This window comes from Ruegeria sp. O6, from assembly GCF_056535045.1.
The window spans coordinates 96860-115213 of sequence record NZ_JBQERM010000004.1 but is presented as its reverse complement, the minus strand read 5'-3'; the positions used below and the strand labels follow the sequence as shown (position 1 = coordinate 115213).

General features: G+C 57.7%; 21 protein-coding genes. 13 read left to right on the top strand and 8 right to left on the bottom strand.

Features of this window, described 5'->3' with window-relative positions; translation table 11 throughout:
• The first annotated feature begins 12 nt into the window (after positions 1–12).
• Genes nuoN through ACR0DY_RS07335 form a run of 4 tightly spaced genes read left to right on the top strand, consistent with a single transcriptional unit; the run spans position 13 to position 4714 of the window.
• Positions 13–1455 (top strand): NADH-quinone oxidoreductase subunit NuoN, encoded by a 1443-nt coding sequence (nuoN, locus tag ACR0DY_RS07350; protein ID WP_209597664.1) that lies wholly within the window; start codon positions 13–15, stop codon positions 1453–1455.
• A 54-nt stretch (positions 1456–1509) separates the two neighbouring features.
• Entirely contained in the window at positions 1510–2259 is a 750-nt protein-coding gene (locus tag ACR0DY_RS07345; protein ID WP_480545719.1) for a biotin--[acetyl-CoA-carboxylase] ligase, read from the top strand.
• Between the two features lie 11 nt (positions 2260–2270).
• The gene (locus tag ACR0DY_RS07340) at positions 2271–3050 is read left to right on the top strand and encodes a type III pantothenate kinase (RefSeq protein WP_209504438.1); all 780 of its coding nucleotides are present in this window, start codon (positions 2271–2273) and stop codon (positions 3048–3050) included.
• Complete coding sequence (locus ACR0DY_RS07335; RefSeq protein ID WP_480545718.1) at positions 3047–4714, top strand: ribonuclease J; 1668 nt, start codon at positions 3047–3049, stop codon at positions 4712–4714. The genes ACR0DY_RS07340 and ACR0DY_RS07335 overlap by 4 nt, the downstream gene beginning before the upstream one ends.
• Positions 4715–4724: 10 nt before the next feature.
• On the opposite strand, the gene ACR0DY_RS07330 is transcribed toward ACR0DY_RS07335, so the two are convergent.
• Positions 4725–5426, bottom strand: coding sequence for an NUDIX hydrolase (locus tag ACR0DY_RS07330; protein WP_480476934.1), 702 nt, complete (start codon positions 5424–5426; stop codon positions 4725–4727).
• A 25-nt stretch (positions 5427–5451) separates the two neighbouring features.
• Positions 5452–5850, bottom strand: a complete 399-nt coding sequence (locus ACR0DY_RS07325) for a DUF983 domain-containing protein (protein ID WP_480476112.1) — start codon at positions 5848–5850, stop codon at positions 5452–5454.
• A gap of 219 nt (positions 5851–6069) precedes the next feature.
• Here ACR0DY_RS07325 and ACR0DY_RS07320 point away from each other — a divergent pair, with 219 nt between their 5' ends.
• The 4 genes from ACR0DY_RS07320 to ACR0DY_RS07305 are packed head-to-tail and all read left to right on the top strand — an operon-like array spanning position 6070 to position 7977.
• Entirely contained in the window at positions 6070–6540 is a 471-nt protein-coding gene (locus ACR0DY_RS07320; RefSeq protein ID WP_267362793.1) for an EF-hand domain-containing protein, read from the top strand.
• Positions 6541–6546: 6 nt separating this feature from the next.
• On the top strand, positions 6547–7164 hold the full coding sequence (locus ACR0DY_RS07315; RefSeq protein ID WP_480481774.1) for an RNA polymerase sigma factor: 618 nt from the start codon (positions 6547–6549) through the stop codon (positions 7162–7164).
• Positions 7154–7507, top strand: coding sequence for a hypothetical protein (locus ACR0DY_RS07310; RefSeq protein WP_267362789.1), 354 nt, complete (start codon positions 7154–7156; stop codon positions 7505–7507). Before ACR0DY_RS07315 ends, ACR0DY_RS07310 begins: the two co-directional genes overlap by 11 nt.
• Entirely contained in the window at positions 7504–7977 is a 474-nt protein-coding gene (locus tag ACR0DY_RS07305; protein WP_480898021.1) for a periplasmic heavy metal sensor, read from the top strand. Before ACR0DY_RS07310 ends, ACR0DY_RS07305 begins: the two co-directional genes overlap by 4 nt.
• 5 nt (positions 7978–7982) lie before the next feature.
• Here the strand turns inward: ACR0DY_RS07305 and ACR0DY_RS07300 are convergent, their stop codons facing one another.
• Positions 7983–9383 (bottom strand): diguanylate cyclase domain-containing protein, encoded by a 1401-nt coding sequence (locus ACR0DY_RS07300; protein WP_480898019.1) that lies wholly within the window; start codon positions 9381–9383, stop codon positions 7983–7985.
• A gap of 89 nt (positions 9384–9472) precedes the next feature.
• Here ACR0DY_RS07300 and ACR0DY_RS07295 point away from each other — a divergent pair, with 89 nt between their 5' ends.
• The 5 genes from ACR0DY_RS07295 (at position 9473) to ACR0DY_RS07275 (ending at position 13847) form a co-directional block, all read left to right on the top strand.
• Positions 9473–9757: a DUF3572 domain-containing protein gene (locus ACR0DY_RS07295; RefSeq protein WP_267362783.1), complete on the top strand. Its 285-nt coding sequence runs from the start codon at positions 9473–9475 to the stop codon at positions 9755–9757.
• Between the two features lie 24 nt (positions 9758–9781).
• Entirely contained in the window at positions 9782–10474 is a 693-nt protein-coding gene (locus ACR0DY_RS07290) for an HAD family hydrolase (RefSeq protein WP_480481770.1), read from the top strand.
• Between the two features lie 118 nt (positions 10475–10592).
• Positions 10593–12152, top strand: coding sequence for a trimethylamine methyltransferase family protein (locus ACR0DY_RS07285; protein WP_480481769.1), 1560 nt, complete (start codon positions 10593–10595; stop codon positions 12150–12152).
• Positions 12153–12270: 118 nt separating this feature from the next.
• Positions 12271–12858 carry a heme NO-binding domain-containing protein gene (locus ACR0DY_RS07280; RefSeq protein ID WP_480481768.1) on the top strand — a complete coding sequence of 196 codons (588 nt, stop codon included), beginning with the start codon at positions 12271–12273 and terminating at the stop codon, positions 12856–12858.
• Entirely contained in the window at positions 12855–13847 is a 993-nt protein-coding gene (locus tag ACR0DY_RS07275; protein WP_480481767.1) for a diguanylate cyclase domain-containing protein, read from the top strand. Before ACR0DY_RS07280 ends, ACR0DY_RS07275 begins: the two co-directional genes overlap by 4 nt.
• A 38-nt stretch (positions 13848–13885) precedes the next feature.
• Here the strand turns inward: ACR0DY_RS07275 and ACR0DY_RS07270 are convergent, their stop codons facing one another.
• The 5 genes from ACR0DY_RS07270 to ACR0DY_RS07250 form a co-directional block, all read right to left on the bottom strand.
• A complete protein-coding gene (locus ACR0DY_RS07270; RefSeq protein ID WP_480481766.1) occupies positions 13886–14584 on the bottom strand; it encodes a CbiX/SirB N-terminal domain-containing protein in 699 nt (232 codons plus the stop codon).
• Positions 14585–14645: 61 nt separating this feature from the next.
• Positions 14646–15578 carry an AEC family transporter gene (locus ACR0DY_RS07265; RefSeq protein WP_480481765.1) on the bottom strand — a complete coding sequence of 311 codons (933 nt, stop codon included), beginning with the start codon at positions 15576–15578 and terminating at the stop codon, positions 14646–14648.
• A 33-nt stretch (positions 15579–15611) separates the two neighbouring features.
• Positions 15612–16430: an MBL fold metallo-hydrolase gene (locus ACR0DY_RS07260; RefSeq protein ID WP_480506331.1), complete on the bottom strand. Its 819-nt coding sequence runs from the start codon at positions 16428–16430 to the stop codon at positions 15612–15614.
• On the bottom strand, positions 16427–17233 hold the full coding sequence (locus tag ACR0DY_RS07255) for a TatD family hydrolase (protein WP_480545716.1): 807 nt from the start codon (positions 17231–17233) through the stop codon (positions 16427–16429). The genes ACR0DY_RS07260 and ACR0DY_RS07255 overlap by 4 nt, the downstream gene beginning before the upstream one ends.
• Entirely contained in the window at positions 17230–18351 is a 1122-nt protein-coding gene (locus ACR0DY_RS07250; protein WP_480481763.1) for a DNA polymerase III subunit delta', read from the bottom strand. The genes ACR0DY_RS07255 and ACR0DY_RS07250 overlap by 4 nt, the downstream gene beginning before the upstream one ends.
• Positions 18352–18354: the final 3 nt, after the last annotated feature.

Here is an 18354-nt window from a genome sequence, read left to right as displayed (position 1 = left end):
AGCTTTGGAGACATGATCCAGGCTGATCTGACAATTATCCTGCCGGAAATCGTTCTGGCGATCTATGCGATGGTGGCTCTGTTGGGGGCTGTCTACACCTCGAGAGACGGGCTGGCTTCGGTTCTGGTCTGGACCACAGCGGGCTTGATGGCGGTCCTGGCGATCTGGATCGCAACCCAAGGCAGTGGTACCAACGTGGCCTTCAACGGCATGTTCGTAGATGACGGGTTCGCGCGTTTTGCCAAAGTTGCCATCCTTTTGTCGGCAGGTGCCGTACTGGTGATGAGCCAGGAATACATGGCACGCCGGGGTTTGCTGCGCTTTGAATATCCGTTGCTGGTGGCTCTTGCCGCCGTCGGGATGATGATGATGGTCAGCGCAGGCGATCTGATGTCTCTTTACATGGGGCTCGAGCTGCAATCCCTTGCGCTTTATGTTGTTGCCGCGCTGCGTCGTGACAGCGCGAAATCAACCGAAGCAGGGCTGAAGTACTTTGTTCTGGGCGCTCTCAGTTCAGGTCTGCTGCTGTATGGTGCGTCGCTGGTCTATGGGTTCACCGGCACGACACTGTTCTCGGGCATTATTCAGACGGTCCATCATGGGGACGTCTCGGTTGGTCTGTTGTTTGGCCTGATCTTCCTGATCTCGGGTCTGGCATTCAAGGTGTCGGCGGTTCCGTTCCATATGTGGACGCCAGATGTCTATGAAGGGTCGCCGACGCCAATTACGGCTTTCTTTGCCACCGCTCCGAAAGTCGCGGCAATGGCCTTGTTCGCACGTCTTCTGCATGACGCTTTCGGAGGCGTGGTCAAAGATTGGCAGCAAGTGATTGTTTTGCTGTCGGTGCTGTCGATGCTGCTGGGGGCGGTTGCCGCAATTGGTCAGCGCGACATCAAGCGACTGATGGCGTTCTCGTCGATTGCCCATATGGGCTATGCGCTGATCGGTCTGGCGGCTGGCACCGAGTTGGGTATTCAGGCGATGCTGATGTATCTGGCGATTTATGTGACCATGAACATCGGCACGTTTGCGTTTATTCTGATGATGGAACGCGACGGCAAACCCGTCACAGACATTGATGCGCTGCGCCAGTATTCCAAACGTGATCCGGGCAAGGCCCTTGCTGTTCTGATCCTGATGTTCTCGCTTGCCGGTGTGCCACCGATGCTGGGTTTCTTTGCAAAATTTGGTGTTTGGCGGGCTGGTGTAAGTGCCGATTTGACCGGCCTTGTTGTGGTTTCGGCCATCGCATCGGTAATTGGCGCCTTCTATTACCTGCGGATCGTGTTCTACATGTATTTCGGGGCCGAGAACGAGGACCCGATCGAAACGCGGTCGACACCTGTTCTGTGGGTCGCCCTGATGGGGTCCGCGGCGCTGATGCTGATCGGGGTCTTTTATCAGTTCGGGATCGAGGGAGCGGCCGCGGCCGCGGCAGCAACTCTTGTCAACTGAACGTTATGAACAATCTGAAAGAGGGGCTCGGTCGCGTGACCGGGCCTTTTTGATATGACCAAGTGGCCACAAGGCTATGGTCTGCACGAAGTGCAGGAAGTCGATAGCACACTCAACGAAGCGGCGCGGATTGCCCCCAATGCCCGTGGTCCTGTCTGGATCATGGCGCATCATCAGACGGCTGCGCGTGGGCGACGCGGACGGTCATGGGCCAACCCCATGGGCAATCTTGCCGCGACCCTTTTGATGCGCCCCGAAGGTGCACCAGAACAGGCGGCACTGCGCAGTTTTGTTGCGGCACTGGCTCTGTTTGACGCTTGCGTCTCTGTGACAGGGCGTGCGGCGGGGCTGTCGTTGAAATGGCCCAATGACGTACTGCTGAACGGAGGTAAGCTTGCTGGTATTTTGCTGGAAAGCGCCGGTCAGGGGCGCGGTGTAGCGCATCTGTCGATCGGTATTGGCGTGAATTTGGCCAACGCCCCAGACGCCGACGCGGTAGAACCGGGCGCGATCCGTCCCGTCTCGCTGTTGTCGGAAACCGGTGCAAACGTCACGCCCGAGGATTTTCTGACCGAGCTTGCCTCGGCCTATGCCAAATATGAAACTCAGTTTGTTACCTACGGGTTCGAACCCATTCGCACTGCGTGGCTGTCCCGTGCTGCCCGGCTGGGCGAGGTTATCACGGCCCGTACCGGAACGTCCGAGACGGTTGGGACCTTCGAAACGGTAGACGCAAGCGGTAACCTTGTCTTAAACACCGCCAAAGGCCGCGTAAGCATTCCTGCGGCGGATGTCTATTTCTGAAAGGGGCGCAAATGCTTCTGGCCATTGATTGCGGCAATACCAATACAGTCTTCTCGATCTGGGACGGTCAGGAATTTCTGTGCACCCTGCGCACCTCGACCCATCATGCACGCACGGCGGACGCCTATTTCACCTGGTATTCGACGCTGGTGAAACATTACGGGATCGAGGCGAATATCTCGGATGTCATCATTGCGTCGACCGTGCCACGCGTCGTGTTCAACCTGCGCATCTTTGCTGATCGCTTTTTTGGGTGCAGGCCGCTGGTGGTGGGAAGGCCGGACTGCCTGTTGCCCGTGCCGCCGCGTGTGGATCAAGGAACTGTGCCGGGCCCGGATCGACTGGCCAACGCGGTTGGCGCATTTGACCGTCATGGCGGCAATGTCGTCGTGGTGGACTTTGGTACCGCAACAAATTTCGATGTTGTCGCCGCGGACGGTGCCTATGTAGGGGGCGTCATCGCTCCGGGTGTGAACCTCAGCCTTGAGGCTTTGCATCAGGGCGCAGCCGCACTACCGCATATCGACATCACGCGCCCCGAGAAGGTGATCGGTACAAATACGGTTGGTTGTATCCAGTCGGGCGTGTATTGGGGATACTCCGGCCTGATTGAGGGGCTGATCGCGCGGATCAAGGCCGAATATGGAATGCCGATGAAAGTCGTGGGAACCGGAGGGTTGGCCCCCTTGTTCGATCAGGCCGACGTGGGGTTCGACGTAATCGAGGATGATTTGACGATGCACGGCTTGACCGTGATTCATCGCTACAACAAGGAAAATGGCTCGATATGAGCAGTGAAAGATTGATCTACCTGCCGCTGGGTGGCGCGGGCGAAATTGGCATGAATGCCTACGTGTACGGATATGGTCAACCCGGGCAGGAACGTCTGATCCTGGTGGACCTGGGCGTCACTTTTCCCGATATGGACACAACACCGGGTGTCGACCTGATCTACGCGGATATTTCATGGTTGAAAGAACGAGCCGACCGGCTGGATGGCGTTTTCATCACCCATGCGCATGAAGACCATGTCGGCGCCGTGGCTCATTGCTATGAGGCACTGGGAGCCCCGGTTTATGCCCGGGCTTTCACGGCCAATATCGCGCGTCGCAAGATGGAAGAATATGCGCACCCGACCGATGCGGTGACAACCGTGTCCGCTTGGCCTGAAACGGTTTCAGTCGGACCGTTTACCGTCGGTTTCCTTCCTGTTTCACACTCGATCCCAGAAAGTGCTGCTTTGGTCATCGACACGCCCGCAGGGCGCGTGGTGCATTCGGGTGATTTCAAGCTGGATGCAAACCCGGTCGTGGGCGAAGCCTTTGACCCCGATCTATGGGCCGAGATTGCCAAGCCGGGTGTCAAGGCGTTGGTTTGCGACAGCACGAATGTTTTCTCGGCGCATCCGGGCCGTTCGGAATCCGAGGTTGGGCCAGAGATTACTAAGCTAGTCGAAAACGCCGAGGGTATGGTTGTGGCTACCACCTTCGCGTCGAACGTGGCGCGGGTCAAAACATTGGCCGAGGCGGGCGCACGCGCGGGGCGTTCAGTTGTGTTGCTGGGGCGCGCAATGCGGCGGATGATCGAGGCCGCGACTGAAACCGGTATCCTGTCGGACTTCCCCAAGGTGATCAGCGCGGAAGAGGCGCTGGACTTGCCGCGCCAGAACCTGATGCTGATCGTGACCGGCAGCCAGGGCGAACGCCGTGCGGCAAGCGCGCAACTGGCCCGCGGCAAGTACCGTGGTCTGGAACTGTCCGAAGGCGACCTGTTCCTGTTTTCGTCAAAAACCATTCCCGGAAATGAACGTGGCGTGATTTTCATCATGAACCAGCTCAGTGAAAAGGGCGTGGATGTAGTGGATGACAGCTCGGGCCTCTATCATGTCTCTGGCCATGCGAACCGGCCCGATCTTGAGAAGGTGCACGCGCTGATCGATCCGCAAGTTGTGATCCCAATGCATGGAGAGCACCGGCACCTGCGCGAGCATGTCAAACTGGCTGAGCAGGGTGGCAGAACGGGTGTGCTGGCCGTGAACGGCACCATGCTGGATCTCAGCGGCAATGCACCCGTGGTGGTCGACTATGTCGAAACCGGGCGTACCTATCTGGACGGTACGGTGAAAATCGGTGCGATGGACGGTGTGGTACGTGACCGTATTCGCATGGCGCTGAACGGCCACGTAACTGTGACAGTCGTTCTGGACGAAGAAGACGAGCCGCTGGGCGAACCGTGGTGCGATACGATGGGTCTGCCCGAAGTCGGAACGTCCCGGGCCGGGTTGGTCGAGGTGTTGGAAGAAGACCTGAACCAGTTCCTGATGCGGGCGGCAGCCAAGACCCTACGGGATGACGACAAGCTGGAAGACGAAATGCGCCGGATTGTGCGTCAGACGGCAAAAGCGGAAATCGGCAAAAAACCTGAAGTGACGGTGGTTGTCAGCCGGATGCGGTGAAACTGATCGGTCAGTCGTGCTCGGGCATCGGATAGCCTCTGAGCCGCAGGAACAGATTAGCTTCTTCGTTGTTCTGATAGAACGGAACCGATACTGGCGGCTCGGGTGAGGTCACCCGGGCTGCTACTTCGGCCAGAACAACTTCGGTGATAAACGGCAGATCCAGGTCGCGCGCCCGATCCAGTTCCACCCATTGTAGATGCGACAGCTCGTCCGAGGCATGGCTGAAATCATCCAGATCGCCCTGCAGCGCATCGGCATCGACCAGAAAAAACCGCGCATCGAACCGGCGGGGGCGACCGGGCGGTGTGACTGCGCGAAAAACAAACTGCAGCGCAGCTGCCGACGGCACGTAACCCATGGCGGAAAAGCTCTGCCAGTCGTCGGGAATGCTGCCCGGCCAGTGTCCTGTCTGGCCAAGGACAAGTCCTGTTTCTTCCCAAAGCTCGCGAATTGCTGCGGCGGCAAGGGCGTGTTGTTTTCCGGATTCCGCCTGTTCCGCCAACCGCTCAGAACACAGGTCAGGCAGTGCGGTCGCAAGCGGTACATCCGCATCCGCCGGATCGACCGCTCCACCGGGGAACACGAATTTGTTGGGCATGAACACAGCCTTGGACCCACGTTGACCCATCAGGATCGACGGATTGGTCCACCTGTTCCGCAAAACGATGACGGTTGCGGCGTCGCGGATGGCGGTCTTGTCGGTCATCATGCCCAGAACAATCGCTTCTTCCGGCTCATGAATCGTTGCCAAAACCGTGCATACGACGCGCCCACTGATAGGCGACCACAGCGCCTTTCAAACGGGGGAGCAAAAACAGCGACAGTGCAATGCAAGCAATGGAAAACCCGATGGCCATTACCCATGGGTCCGGGCGCCAGTTCACATACGAGACGTGCAGGGCCGGGGCCAACAAATGCCCGACCAGCAGGATCGTCAGATAGGCGGGCCCATCATCGGCGCGATGATGAAACAGTTCCTGTCCACAGTTCGAGCAGGTGTCATTCACTTTCAGGTAGCTGTGCAACAGCTTGCCTTCGCCGCAACTAGGGCACTTGCACCGAAACCCTTTGACCAAAGCGGGCCAGGTTTCACGCTCGCTCTGGGTTGTGGTGTCGATCGTCTGATCCGTCATAATATAACTCGCGCAGTAATCTTTGGCGGATAATGCGCCTGAACGGGTGGTTTTTAAAGGGGGGTGCGTCGCTTTGCAACGCACCTAGGGTGAACCACGTTGTGAAATACCGAGATGGTTCAAAAAAAGTTGCTGACACTGCGACGGAATTCCCTGCCTCGCGCGTTTGAATGGATATGAGCAGCGGCACTCAGGCCGCGTCAACAAGGGAAAACCGAAATGAAAAACGCAAAGTTCATCACGGCGATTGTCCTGTCGGGTGTTGCAATCACCGGCACGTCTGTTCTGGCGGCTGGCCCGGGTGGTCGTGAGCCAGTGTCCTTTCAGGAATTGGATGCCAATGGCGACGGTCAAGTGACACAGCAGGAAATGGAAGCACATCGCACCGAGCGTTTCTCGGCCGCGGATACTGATGGGGACGGCCAGCTCAGCCTTGAGGAGATGCAGGCCGCCGCTCAGAAAAAAGCAAACGACCGCGTCACCAAAATGTTCGAAAACAACGATGCGAACAAAGACGGGTTCCTAAGCCAGGACGAGTTGCCGAAACCGCGCCGGGGTGACAAGATGTTTGACCGGATGGATGCAGATAACAGTGGTGGAATATCGGAACAGGAATTTGCCGATGCCAAAGACCGGATGGGACGGCACCATAAGAAAAAGCACCACAAGTCGGGTGCAATCGACAACTGATGCAGGGTGGAGGACCTGACCTCCCACCTACACGATGTTCGCGGTGCGGGTTGCACCGCGAGCTCTCTCAGCGACGATGTGTTGCTGGGCCAATTTGCTGAGGGTGACGCACAGGCTGCGCGGGTCTTAACAGATCGCCTTGGGCCGCTTTGTTATTCCGTCGCGTTGCGTATGTTGGGCAATCGGGCCGAGGCAGAAGACGTAACGCAGGAGGCGATGATGCGGATGTGGCAGATGGCGCCGGAATGGGTGCCGGGTCAGGCCAAAGTGTCGACATGGCTGTATCGCGTGACGTTGAATCTGTGTGTGGACATTCGGCGCAGGAAGTCCCCCGGCAGGTTGTCGGATATTCCTGAGCCAGAAGATGGCAAAGCCAGCGTAGCCGACCGACTGCAGGATGAGGCCCGCGTGGATGCGTTGCAGCTTGCCCTGTCTCAGCTGCCCGAAAGGCAGAGGCAGGCAGTGATTCTGCGCCACATCGAAGAGTTGCCCAACCCTGAAATTGCCGGGATCATGGGAATTTCAGTAGAAGCGGTCGAAAGCTTGACCGCGCGGGGCAAACGAAGTCTGACCGCGATACTGGCCGGGCGACGTGAAGAACTGGGGTATGACGATGACGGATGAAAACCTGGAACTGGATCATTTGTTTGCGCAGGCTCGGCAAAACCGACCGGCGCTGCCCGACGATCTGGCCGTGCGCATTCAGACAGATGCTGAAAAACTCCGCCTCAGTCGCCTAAGGCCCGAACCGCGTCCTCAATCTTCGATCTGGCATCGAATGATGGACAACGTAGGTGGCTGGCAGGGGTTGGGCGGCTTGATCGCCGCAAGTGCGGCGGGGCTCTGGATCGGCTTTTCCGCGCCGGGGTTCCTGCCTGATCCCGCCAATCTGCTGGCATCGCAGGAGACGGTCCTTTTTGTGGCGGACCTTGGGTATGACACGAGTTTTCTGGAGAGCACTGAATGAATGCTGCCCCTAAACCGAAACGCCGGTGGATGACGGTTTTGCTGGTTTCGTCATTGGCACTGAACCTGTTAGTTGTCGGTGTTGCAGTCGGAACCGTGCTGCGCCTGAAGGATGGAGATCACACCGAGGCACCGCCGGGGTTCGGTCCTGCGCTGTATCGCGCTTTGCCGAAAGATGACCGCAAAGCGATGCGAGGGGAACTGTCTGCGCTGCGCGAAAAAGACTTAAGGGGGCGCAAACAGGACTTTCAAGCCCTGAGCCTGGCGCTGCGCAGGGTGCCCTTCGATCCGGTCGCCGTTGAAGTGTTGTTGCAGCAACAGTCGCAGGCGACGGCAGAACTGCAACTAGCATTGCAGACACAATGGCTGGCTCGCGTCACCGCGATGAGTGACGCAGAGCGGCAGTCTTATGCGGACAGGTTGCAAAAGATCGTCGAACGCGGGCCGCATGGGCACAAGAAAATGGATTGACGGGTTCAGGCTGCGCTTTGCCTGATACTCACCTGATTGCGCCCCGCTTTTTTTGCCGCGTAAAGGGCTTTGTCGGCGGCTTTCAGGATATCTTCAACAGGAACGGGTGTGCGTTCTTTTCCCGGCGTACCCGATTGCGGCATCTCCAGCCCAATGCTGATCGTGACGTTAACCCGCAAACCTTGGTCCGATAGTCGGAACGGGGCGCGACAAATGCTGTCACAGATGGTCTCAGCCAGTTTTCTGGCTTGCTTTTGTGACACATCAGGTACTGCAAACATGAACTCTTCACCGCCGATACGGGCGACAAAACCTTTGGATCCAAGTGCGCTTTGCATGCGTTTTGCGGCCTGCGTCAGAACACAATCACCGGCGCCATGGCCATGGCAGTCATTGATGGTCTTGAAGTGGTCCAGATCCGCCAGCATGACGGCAAAGCCACGTCCGGTACGGGCAGACTGGCGCGCGATCTGATCCAATGCCCGCATGGCGTAACGACGATTGTGCAGCCCGGTCAGCGGGTCAATCCAGGACTCGGCGATCCCTTTTCTCAGTGATACGCGCAAATGATCAAGCCGTGCCTTGCGCGCAATCTGATTGTTCAGCCGCAACAGGATCTCTTGCGCGCAGAACCCCCCCAGGCATACGGCGTCCGCTCCTCTGTCCAGCGCTTCCGAGGCCTGCACGGCGTCGTTGTCCTGCAGGATGCCAATCAGGACAGTGTTCCGGGTTGCTGCGCGTGACCTGAGATCTGCAAGGATATTCAGCGCGGACGGGGGCGAGCCCAGTTCGACCACAATCGCGTCCGGTATCGGCCCGGACAAAACGCCTTGCAGGTTCGATTGAAGATGCCAGGACAGATCGAAATGGTGGTGGCCTTGCAAGGCCTTGTGCCAAAGGGCACCAGTTCGGACAGTATCGGTCAAGATATCAACCCGGGCCGCGTTCGGTGGGCTGATCATGACAGGGGCGGGTTCCCCAAACCCAATAGGTTGCGATCCGTTGCTGACCTGCAAATCTTGAGTAGCTGCACGCGCGCGCAAAAGGCTGCGAATGCGTGCCAGTAGCAACGTATCTTTGAAAGGGTGCGTCAACACATCGTCCAGCCCGTCTTTCAGGGCACGCAGGCGCGCGTTTTTGTCATTCTGTGCTGCCAGTACGACAACGGGCACGTCATCAAGGCCTGATACTTCGGTGAGGGCTTTCTTGACATCTGCGGCTGTTCCATCGGGCAATGTTTGGGCCGTCAGAACAAGGTCTGGCTGCACGCGACGGGCAAGGGCTTGTAGCCCTTCAAGTTTTCCACCCTGCACCACGTGGTACCAGGCAGCAGTCAGTTGAACCTTCAGCATTATGCGGTTGGTTGATACCCCGTCGAGGACAAGGATGGTGCCTTGCACAGACATAGTCGTTCACCGTTGATTGCATGCGTGAACAAATTGTTTATGAGTCTGGTTAACAAACTCTTTCCAACACCATTCTCTGAGCGCGGTTTATGCCCCTATCGCCCGATTTAGCCGAGACTCTTGCTCTGACAGCCCTGGGGTGGCTGGTCAGCAATGACGAGCTTTTGCCTGTATTTCTTGGCTCGACAGGCGCTTCGATCGGGGATGTTCGCAATCGGGCCGGTGATAGGGACTTTCTGGCTTCGGTTCTCGATTTTCTGGTGCTTGACGATTCGTGGGTCATGGCGTTTTGTGACGCCAACTCGATCGCCTATGATCACCCGGCCCAAGCGCGGGCCGTTCTGTCAGGCGGTGGCGATGTACACTGGACCTGAACACCTTTTCCGCAGGAGCACGCGATGCCAATAGAAGCAATCGTCTTCGACAAGGATGGCACTTTGTTCGATTTTGCCAAAACCTGGGGAACCTTCGGGCGCTCGTTGCTGATGCGTCTGACAAAGGGGGATGTAGACCGGGCGGTGGAACTCGGGAGCGTCATCGGGTTTGACTACGAGCAAGAGCGGTATGCCACAGATAGCATTGTGATCGCCGCAACGGTCGAAGAAATCGCCGAGGTGCTTATTGCGCATGTTGACGATGTGACATTGCAGGAAGTTGTGGACATGATGAATGCCGAGGCCGCAGCCGCTCCTCAATCCCCTGCCGTGCCGTTGGGCCCATTCCTGAAAGGGTTGCAGCAATCCGGGATCAAACTGGGCGTTGCGACAAATGACAGTGAGCACCCGGCATTGCAGCATCTGGAATCTGCTGGAATACGCGAACACTTCGATTTTATCGCTGGGTATGACAGTGGTCATGGGTTCAAACCGGGGCCCGGTCAGTTGCTGGCCTTTGCCGCACAGGTCGGGGTCGAGCCGTCGCGCATTGCAATGGTGGGTGACAGTGTTCATGACCTGCAAGCGGGGCGCGCAGCCGGGATGATCACCATTGGCGTTTTGACCGGATTGGCAGAAGCAGATGCGCTGGCACCGATGGCGGATGTGGTCTTGCCGGATATCGGTCACATTCCTGCATGGCTGGCCGAAAAATGATGCGTTGATCCGGAAAATCGACGCTCAATTATAGAAAACCGACAAGCTCTGTCGCAGATGGAGCGGCCAGAAATGCGTCTTCGGGTCTTGCTTGTATCAAGCCAGAACGGAGGCAACCATGGCCGAGACCAACACACGCAAACGCCGCGGCGGAGGACGCGCAGGTGCGGCAGCACGCAGGGGCAGCGCGGTGATTGACCAGATGCCGTGGGACCCACCCATCAATATAGATCGCCCGACTGAACCGCTGGATCAGGCCGGGATCGAAGCGATCCATGAAGGGGCCATGCGAATTCTGGAAGAAATCGGGATCGAATTCTACAACGAAGAGGCAATCGGCATCCTGCGCGAGGCGGGGTGCACGATCGATGGTGACAACGTCCGCATGGGGCGCGATTTCGTCATGGAGATGATCGCCAAGGCGCCCAGCCAGTTTTCCATCACGCCCCGCAATGTTGACCACAGGATCGAGATCGGTGGAAAGAACATCCTGTTTGGCAACGTTTCGTCGCCGCCTAATTACTGGGACATGGAGATTGGAAAGAAAGTGCCCGGCAATCGCGAGATGTGCCAGAATCTTCTGAAACTGACGCAGTACTTCAACTGTATTCACTTCGCAGGCGGATATCCTGTAGAACCCGTCGATATTCATGCCAGCGTCCGGCATCTGGATGTGCTGTATGACAAGCTGACCCTGACCGACAAGGCGATGCACGCCTATTCGTTGGGTAAGGAACGTGTCGAAGATGTGATGGAAATGGTGCGCATCGCGGGCGGTCTCAGCCATGAGGAATTCGAGGCCTCGCCACGGATGTACACCAACATCAACTCGACCTCGCCGCTGAAGCATGACCATCCGATGATTGATGGCTGCCTGAGATTGGCGCGGCGCGGGCAGGCGATTGTCGTAACCCCCTTTACGCTGGCGGGGGCAATGGCACCGGTAACGATGGCGGGGGCGGTTGCCCAGTCCCTGGCCGAAGCCTTATGCGCTATCGCTTTGTTCCAATATGTGCGCCCCGGTATTCCCTGCGTAATCGGAACGTTCACGTCGAACGTGGACATGAAATCAGGCGCGCCCGCTTTCGGGACGCCGGAATACATGCGCTCGACCCAGATGACCGGGCAGATGGCGCGATATTATGGGCTGCCGCTGCGTTCATCCGGTGTGTGTGCGGCCAATGTGCCAGACGGGCAATCCGTGTGGGAAACCTCGAATTCGCTCTGGGCGGCCGTGCAGTCGGGCACCAACATGGTGTACCACGCCGCCGGTTGGTTGGAAGGCGGCCTGATCGCAAGCCCGGAAAAATTCATTATGGATTGCGAGGTTTTGCAGCAAATTCAGCGTTATATGAACCCTGATCTAACCGCGACCGGACCGGATGAGATTGCTTTGGATGCCATCCGCGCGGTTGGCAATGACGGTCACTTTTTTGGAATCCAACACACACAGGATCGCTACACCACGGCCTTCTACCAGCCCTTCCTGAGCGACTGGAAGAACTATGAGGGCTGGGAGGCCGCCGGAGGCATCTGGACGGCTGAGCGTGCGCATCACATGTTCAAAGAGATCATCTCGAGCTTTGAGGCACCTCCGATGGACGATGGTATCCGCGAGGAACTGGCCGAGTTCGTTGAACGCCGCAAGGCTGAAGGCGGCGCGCCGACGGACTTCTGACTGGGCGGGTAGTGTCGACTTGATACTCCGCTGCTTTCACAGCAACTCGGGGCGAATTTTGGCTATTTGTTAAGGTTTCTCAGACCACAGTGCCAAGGACACCAAACTGAGGCATCCGATGCATGGTCTGATCAATCGGGCGATACAGTCCTTTGTCGGCGCGACCTACGGGCAATCCTGCTGGGTTCGCGTGACCGAAGGTGCGCGGCTAGGGTTTGTCGAATTTGAAGCCATGCTCATCTATGATGATGACATGACGACCCGGTTGCTTGAGGCCCTGAGTATTGACCTCAATCGACCACAGGCGGAAATCCTCGAAGATCTGGGAACATATCTGGTGTCCCATCCGAACATGGAAGGGCTGCGCCGACTGCTTAGGTTTGGGGGTGTCACCTATGTTGAGTTCCTTCATTCCCTCGATGATCTTGCGGATCGTGTAAGACTGGCTGTCTCTGATCTGAATTTGCCTGCGCTTGAGTTGAGAGAGCTTTCAGCCACGGAATACCAGTTGTGCTGCCTTCCGGACTTACCGGGATTCTCCAGTGTTATGGTCGGGGTCCTGCGCGCGATGGCCGATGATTATGGTGCGCTGGTGATGCTGTCGCATGAGGGTCGTCAAGAGTGTTGTGAAATCATTTCAATCATTTTGGTCGAAAGCGCCTTTGCCGAGGGGCGCCATTTTGATCTGGGGGCTCGGAACAGATGAAACATACTCAGGAACTGGCAGATCTTCTGGAAACGCTTTGCCCGATGTTCCTGTTGGTGGACCGAAGCGGACGCATTCAACAAGCGGGTCCGACACTGCAAAAGCTGCGGCCCGAATTGCCTTTGGTCGGGCTGGGTGTTCTGGACGTGTTCGAGCTGATCCGCCCCAGAACAGTCACCACCCTTCCCGCGTTGATGTCGATGGCCGGTGCCAAACTGCATCTGAGATTTCGCGATGAACCGCGTACGACCCTGAAAGGCCTGGTCGCGCCCTTGCCCGACTCGGGCGGTGCAGTCATCAATCTGTCATTCGGTATTTCGATTTTGGATGCGGTTCGGGATTACGCCCTGACAAGCGCTGATTTTTCCGGCACTGACCTGGCGATCGAGCTGTTGTATCTGGTCGAAGCCAAATCCGCCGCGATGGAAGCGTCTCGTTCACTTAATCTCAGGCTTCAGGGGGCAATGCTAGCCGCGGAAGAGCAGGCATATACCGATACATTGACAGGATTGAAGAACCGCCGCGCGATGGATCATTTGTTGGGGCATCTGATCCTGGCAAATTCTACATTTGCCCTTATGCATCTGGATTTAGACTTCTTTAAATCCGTGAATGATCGGCTGGGCCATGCAGCCGGGGATTACGTTCTGCAACAGGCGGCCCGCATCATGCTTGAAGAGACGCGTGGCGACGATACGGTTGCGCGGGTTGGTGGGGATGAGTTTGTCATTATTTTCAAAGACCTGACGCGGGAAGAAACTCTGGAGTCCATCGCGGGGCGCCTGATCGCGAGGTTGAATGAACCTATGATGTTTCAGGACCAACCGTGCTGTATCTCTGCAAGTATCGGAACGGCCTTATCCACCCAGTTCAAGGTTGCCAAAGCCGCTGACATCCTTCACGCCGCCGACGTTGCCCTTTATCAGGCCAAGCGAGACGGCCGGTCCTGCCATCGCCTGTATTCCACTCTGATCAAAGCGCAAACCTGAGTTTTGCCTGTTTTCGGGTCAAAGATCTCAGCAAATTATCACGCGAGCTGAACGGCCTTTGTTACCTGCTTGGCAATCTGGTGCCGGATGGGTGGCAGTTCTCCAACCACTGGCAGCAGAACGCCTTTGAACCCTGCTTGGCTCAATCCGGCGGGTACGTCTTCAATTGCGTGCCCCCCGGTGCAGGCAAAGAACGGAAGGCACAGTGCCTGGGCCCCCGTGCCGGTTGCGGCGTCGGAAATGGATGGCGGCTCTTCAACAAACCCAACGCGGACAGATTTGAAAACCAGCATTTCCTCAAGTTGAGATGCGAAGTTCAGTGCCACGGCCGACGGGTTTCGGCTACGCCCCGACCCATGTGCGGCAATGACCAGATCGGTCGACGCAGTTACCCAATTTCTTTCGGACAACTCAGATTGCAGGGCTTGCGCGGTCATTTCCGGTAGCTCTGGGTCAACACCCAATGGGTCTAGGATGCGCGCTTTGTGATCCCCTAACCGCTTGGGCAAAGCGCTGGTGACAAACCACCCATTTGCCATGAAAAGCGGATAGATGACCGTGTTCTCCGGCAGGCTGTTCAGCTTAGCCTCGAACGCGCCGGGCGCGGCCAGAGTTGCTGAATGCACCGTTACATGCTCGGTCAGGGCGTCGACTGTAGCCGCAAAGGCAGCCAGAGCAGCCTCGGCCGGTTCCGGATCGGACGGCTGGCCATGTGCGACGATGATGGCATGTGGCATTTGGATCTCCTGACACGATATGCGTTAGGTGCCTCTGTGCGAACCGAAGTCAACACTACTGTTAGCCCAGAACCGTTAGCCAAAGCCAGACAGTCAGGATGGATGTGGCTGTCCCAATGAGAACAGCCGAAGCTGCCACCCGCTTGGCGCGGCCATACATGTTAGCAAAGATATAGGCGTTGAACCCCGGCGCCATGGCTGCGTTCAACACGCCCGAGCGGAACAGATCCTGTGGCAGCCCTGTGGATTTGCCGAATATCCACACAAGGCTGGGATGCAGCATCAGCGAGATACAGCAAACAAAAGCGATGGTGCGCAGATCACCTTCGGGTTTGTATTTGACCAGTACCCCGCCCAGTGCAAACAGGGCGCCGGGCAGGGCGGCCCGCGTGATCAGACCAAGGGCTTCGTCCACCACAGCCGGGATGGCCAACCCGGACAGATTAACCACGAATCCCAGTGCAATACCAAGGATCAGCGCGTTCTTGAACATTGCGGACAGAACGGAACGCGCCATGCGTACGCCACCGTTTCCGCGATTGCGGACAACCTCCATCACCGTGATCCCTACGCCGTAACAAAACGGGGAATGGAAGGCGATAATCGCATAGTTGCCTGTCAGGTTCTCGGGACCATAAGCGCGTTCGGTAATCGGCAATCCCAGCAGAACCGAGTTAGAGAACAGGCAACAAAACCCGATTGCCACGCAGTCTTCCCATTCGCGGCCGAAAATGAAGCGCGCACCAAAAAGACCGGTGATGAAACACAACGCGGCGGCGGAATAGAAACTGGCCAAAAGCCGGGGATCGAAACTGGCGCTGAGGTCCAGATGCGCGATGGCAAGAAACAACAGGCATGGGATCGCGAACCCTTGCGTAAATCTCATCAGCCCGTCGACATGGTCTTCTTTGAAATATCCTGTTCGTGTTGCCGTGTAGCCGGCACCGATCACAAGAAAGACAGGAAGAATGACGTCAATCAGGCTTTGCAGCATTTGGCCCCCGTGCAACGGCCAGGTTGCGATATCTTATGCAAAAGGAACAGGGGCCTGAAACGCGTGATGTATCACCATCCCGTCATAGGCGGGGGTGATATTGTCCGGAGTTTCTGCATCGACGGTCATATAGTCCAGATCGATATGCATGTTGGTTAGTATCGCCTGTTTTGGTTGCAGCTTCTCAATCCACTCAAGCGTTTTTTCCAGATGTGCATGTGTGGGATGAGGGCTTCGGCGCAGGGCGTCGATTATAAGATATTCCAACCCTTCCATTTCAGGCCATGCGTCGTCGTATATTTCGGCAACATCCGGCAAATAGGCGAGCCGTCCCATGCGAAAACCTAGAGAATCTATCGAGCCGTGATTGACCTTGAATGGACGAAACGGAATGGGCCCGCCGGGTCCATCAATTTCGAACGGCCCGTCGATGGACTTGAGGTCGAGGATCGGAGGATAAGGTGACCCTTCGGGTTGAATGAAGGCGTATCCAAACCGCCCCAGCAGGGCGTTCTGAGTATCACCATCAGCCCAGACCGGTACACGGGTTTTCATGTTGAACACGATCATGCGCAGGTCGTCGATTCCATGGACATGATCCGCGTGAGAGTGTGTATAGACTACACCATCAAGCCGCCCGGTGCCCGTGTCCAGCAACTGGCTGCGCATGTCCGGGGTCGTATCAATCAACACTGAGGTTGTGCCGCCGGGGCCGTCACGCTCGACAAGCAGGGAACAGCGCCGGCGAATGTTCCTGGGGTTAGCAGGATCGCAAGCACCCCAGTGGCCACCCAACCGGGGTACGCCGCCTGACGATCCGCAGCCCAGAATGGTAAATCGCAATTCGGTCATGCAGCGGCCCTGTTCGTTGCCGCCTTGCTGAACAGCCGGTCAAAATTCGCCTGAGTTTGGGCGGCAAAAGCCGGATACTCCAGCCCGAACAGTTCGGCCCCTTTTCGGGCTGTATGCGCGGTATAAGCCGGTTCGTTTCGCTTGCCACGATAAGGGGGCGGCGCCAGATAGGGCGCGTCGGTTTCCACCAGAATGCGATCCACCGGCGCGCTTGCGAAAATGTCGCGCAACTCGTGGCTTTTGGGAAAGGCCGCAATGCCGGACATGGACAGATAAAATCCCAGATCCAGCGCGGCTTTGGCCAACTCGGCCGAGGACGAAAAACAGTGCATCACGCAGGAATAAGGCGCATTGCGATACTCTTCGGCCAGAATTCGGGCCATATCGTCGTCTGCGGCGCGGGCATGAATGATCAAAGGCAACCCAGTGCGCTGGGCAGCTTCGATATGAATGCGCAGGGATTGAATCTGAAGCTCAGCGCTGTCGGCAGTATAGTGGTAATCCAGACCGGATTCGCCGATGCCCACAAATTTCGGGTGCTGTGCCAACGCGACCAGTTCATCGACCGAGACCATAGGCTCGTCTGCGGCGCTCATCGGGTGGGTGCCTGCGGCGTAGAATACCGGTGCATGGGCTTCGGCAATTGCACGGACCGCGGGTTCATTGCGCAGTTTGGTGCAAATCGTCACCATCCGGGTCACGCCAGCCTCAGCCGCGCGCGAGATGATGTCGTCCAACTGACCGTCAAAATCCGGGAAGTCCAGATGGCAATGACTGTCGGTGATCTGGGGGATGTCGCTCATCTGACCTGGCCGGCGGTTTCCTGTATCTTGAACACCGTATCTAGGACCAGAGCGGCAGGGTCAAGGTTCACCGCCTGACCATGTCGCGCGCGGGCTGTGATTGTCGCTGCGACTTCGGCCCAGCGACGGGCCTGATCCGAAGAATCCGACAGTCTGGCCAGCGTTTCAGCTTCGTTCGGGGCGGCCTCAGAGGTCGGCGGTGCTCCGGTTGCCCCGGTCAGGGCCAGCCGAGACAAGGCGATATCGATCAGTGTCAGCAGCAGATCAAAGCGCTCGGCCGCGCCGCGTTGTGCCGCGGCCTCGGCCAGGGCCAGCGCGCGCTGCCGGTCCAGGCGGGGCAGGGTGCCCAGAATGGCAATCAGTTCGGCATAGATTTCAAGTCCGCCCAGATTGATCAGGCGAACGGCCTCCCCGACCGAGCCAGCGGCCAATGCGGCGAGATATTCGGGATGCGTCGGTAAGGTCGTCCCGGTTTGCGACAGCGCGTCCTGCATATCCCCGGCACTCAGGGACCCAAGACGCAAGGTCCGGCACCGAGAGCGGATGGTCGGCAACAAGCGCGAGGGTTGGTGCGATACCAGCAAAAGAGTTGTACGCGCCGGAGGCTCTTCCAGCATCTTCAGCAAAGCATTGGCGGCGCTGACATTCATCTCATCCGCCGAATCCACGATTACAATCCGGCGCCCACCATCGGCAGAGGACAGGCCAAAGAACTTTCCCAGCTTTCGGATGTCGTCCACAACGATTTCGTTGCGCAGCCGCCCCTGATCATTCAGCGACCGGGCTATCGCGGCCAATCCCGGCTCGGCCCCGGCCAGAATGCGACGTGACACCGGGTGGTCGCGATCAATGTCGAGCGTCTCTGGCGGTGGCGGCGCGCCAAACAGCCCACCGTCGTTTGCCAAAGGTGTTGCCAGCAAGAACCGCGCAATCCGCCAGGCCAACGTTGCCTTGCCGACGCCACGCGGCCCGGTCAGCAACCAGCCGTGGTGCAGCCGGTCCGAGTTGTAGGCGGTCAGAAACGCCTGTTCCGCCGCATCCTGACCAAAAAGCCGGACGGTCTCGCGGGGATGCGGCGCACCGGGCACCTGATCCGGAGAGGGGATTTCGTCATTCATCGT

What these genes read in the sequence shown, in the direction of transcription:
- nuoN (WP_209597664.1), top strand. Translation starts at nt 13, where the DNA reads ATGATCCAGGCTGATCTGACAATTATCCTGCCGGAAATCGTTCTGGCG.
- ACR0DY_RS07345 (WP_480545719.1), top strand. Translation starts at nt 1,510, where the DNA reads ATGACCAAGTGGCCACAAGGCTATGGTCTGCACGAAGTGCAGGAAGTC.
- ACR0DY_RS07340 (WP_209504438.1), top strand. Translation starts at nt 2,271, where the DNA reads ATGCTTCTGGCCATTGATTGCGGCAATACCAATACAGTCTTCTCGATC.
- ACR0DY_RS07335 (WP_480545718.1), top strand. Translation starts at nt 3,047, where the DNA reads ATGAGCAGTGAAAGATTGATCTACCTGCCGCTGGGTGGCGCGGGCGAA.
- ACR0DY_RS07330 (WP_480476934.1), bottom strand. Translation starts at nt 5,426, where the DNA reads ATGATGACCGACAAGACCGCCATCCGCGACGCCGCAACCGTCATCGTT.
- ACR0DY_RS07325 (WP_480476112.1), bottom strand. Translation starts at nt 5,850, where the DNA reads ATGACGGATCAGACGATCGACACCACAACCCAGAGCGAGCGTGAAACC.
- ACR0DY_RS07320 (WP_267362793.1), top strand. Translation starts at nt 6,070, where the DNA reads ATGAAAAACGCAAAGTTCATCACGGCGATTGTCCTGTCGGGTGTTGCA.
- ACR0DY_RS07310 (WP_267362789.1), top strand. Translation starts at nt 7,154, where the DNA reads ATGACGGATGAAAACCTGGAACTGGATCATTTGTTTGCGCAGGCTCGG.
- ACR0DY_RS07305 (WP_480898021.1), top strand. Translation starts at nt 7,504, where the DNA reads ATGAATGCTGCCCCTAAACCGAAACGCCGGTGGATGACGGTTTTGCTG.
- ACR0DY_RS07300 (WP_480898019.1), bottom strand. Translation starts at nt 9,383, where the DNA reads ATGTCTGTGCAAGGCACCATCCTTGTCCTCGACGGGGTATCAACCAAC.
- ACR0DY_RS07295 (WP_267362783.1), top strand. Translation starts at nt 9,473, where the DNA reads ATGCCCCTATCGCCCGATTTAGCCGAGACTCTTGCTCTGACAGCCCTG.
- ACR0DY_RS07290 (WP_480481770.1), top strand. Translation starts at nt 9,782, where the DNA reads ATGCCAATAGAAGCAATCGTCTTCGACAAGGATGGCACTTTGTTCGAT.
- ACR0DY_RS07285 (WP_480481769.1), top strand. Translation starts at nt 10,593, where the DNA reads ATGGCCGAGACCAACACACGCAAACGCCGCGGCGGAGGACGCGCAGGT.
- ACR0DY_RS07280 (WP_480481768.1), top strand. Translation starts at nt 12,271, where the DNA reads ATGCATGGTCTGATCAATCGGGCGATACAGTCCTTTGTCGGCGCGACC.
- ACR0DY_RS07275 (WP_480481767.1), top strand. Translation starts at nt 12,855, where the DNA reads ATGAAACATACTCAGGAACTGGCAGATCTTCTGGAAACGCTTTGCCCG.
- ACR0DY_RS07270 (WP_480481766.1), bottom strand. Translation starts at nt 14,584, where the DNA reads ATGCCACATGCCATCATCGTCGCACATGGCCAGCCGTCCGATCCGGAA.
- ACR0DY_RS07265 (WP_480481765.1), bottom strand. Translation starts at nt 15,578, where the DNA reads ATGCTGCAAAGCCTGATTGACGTCATTCTTCCTGTCTTTCTTGTGATC.
- ACR0DY_RS07260 (WP_480506331.1), bottom strand. Translation starts at nt 16,430, where the DNA reads ATGACCGAATTGCGATTTACCATTCTGGGCTGCGGATCGTCAGGCGGC.
- ACR0DY_RS07255 (WP_480545716.1), bottom strand. Translation starts at nt 17,233, where the DNA reads ATGAGCGACATCCCCCAGATCACCGACAGTCATTGCCATCTGGACTTC.
- ACR0DY_RS07250 (WP_480481763.1), bottom strand. Translation starts at nt 18,351, where the DNA reads ATGAATGACGAAATCCCCTCTCCGGATCAGGTGCCCGGTGCGCCGCAT.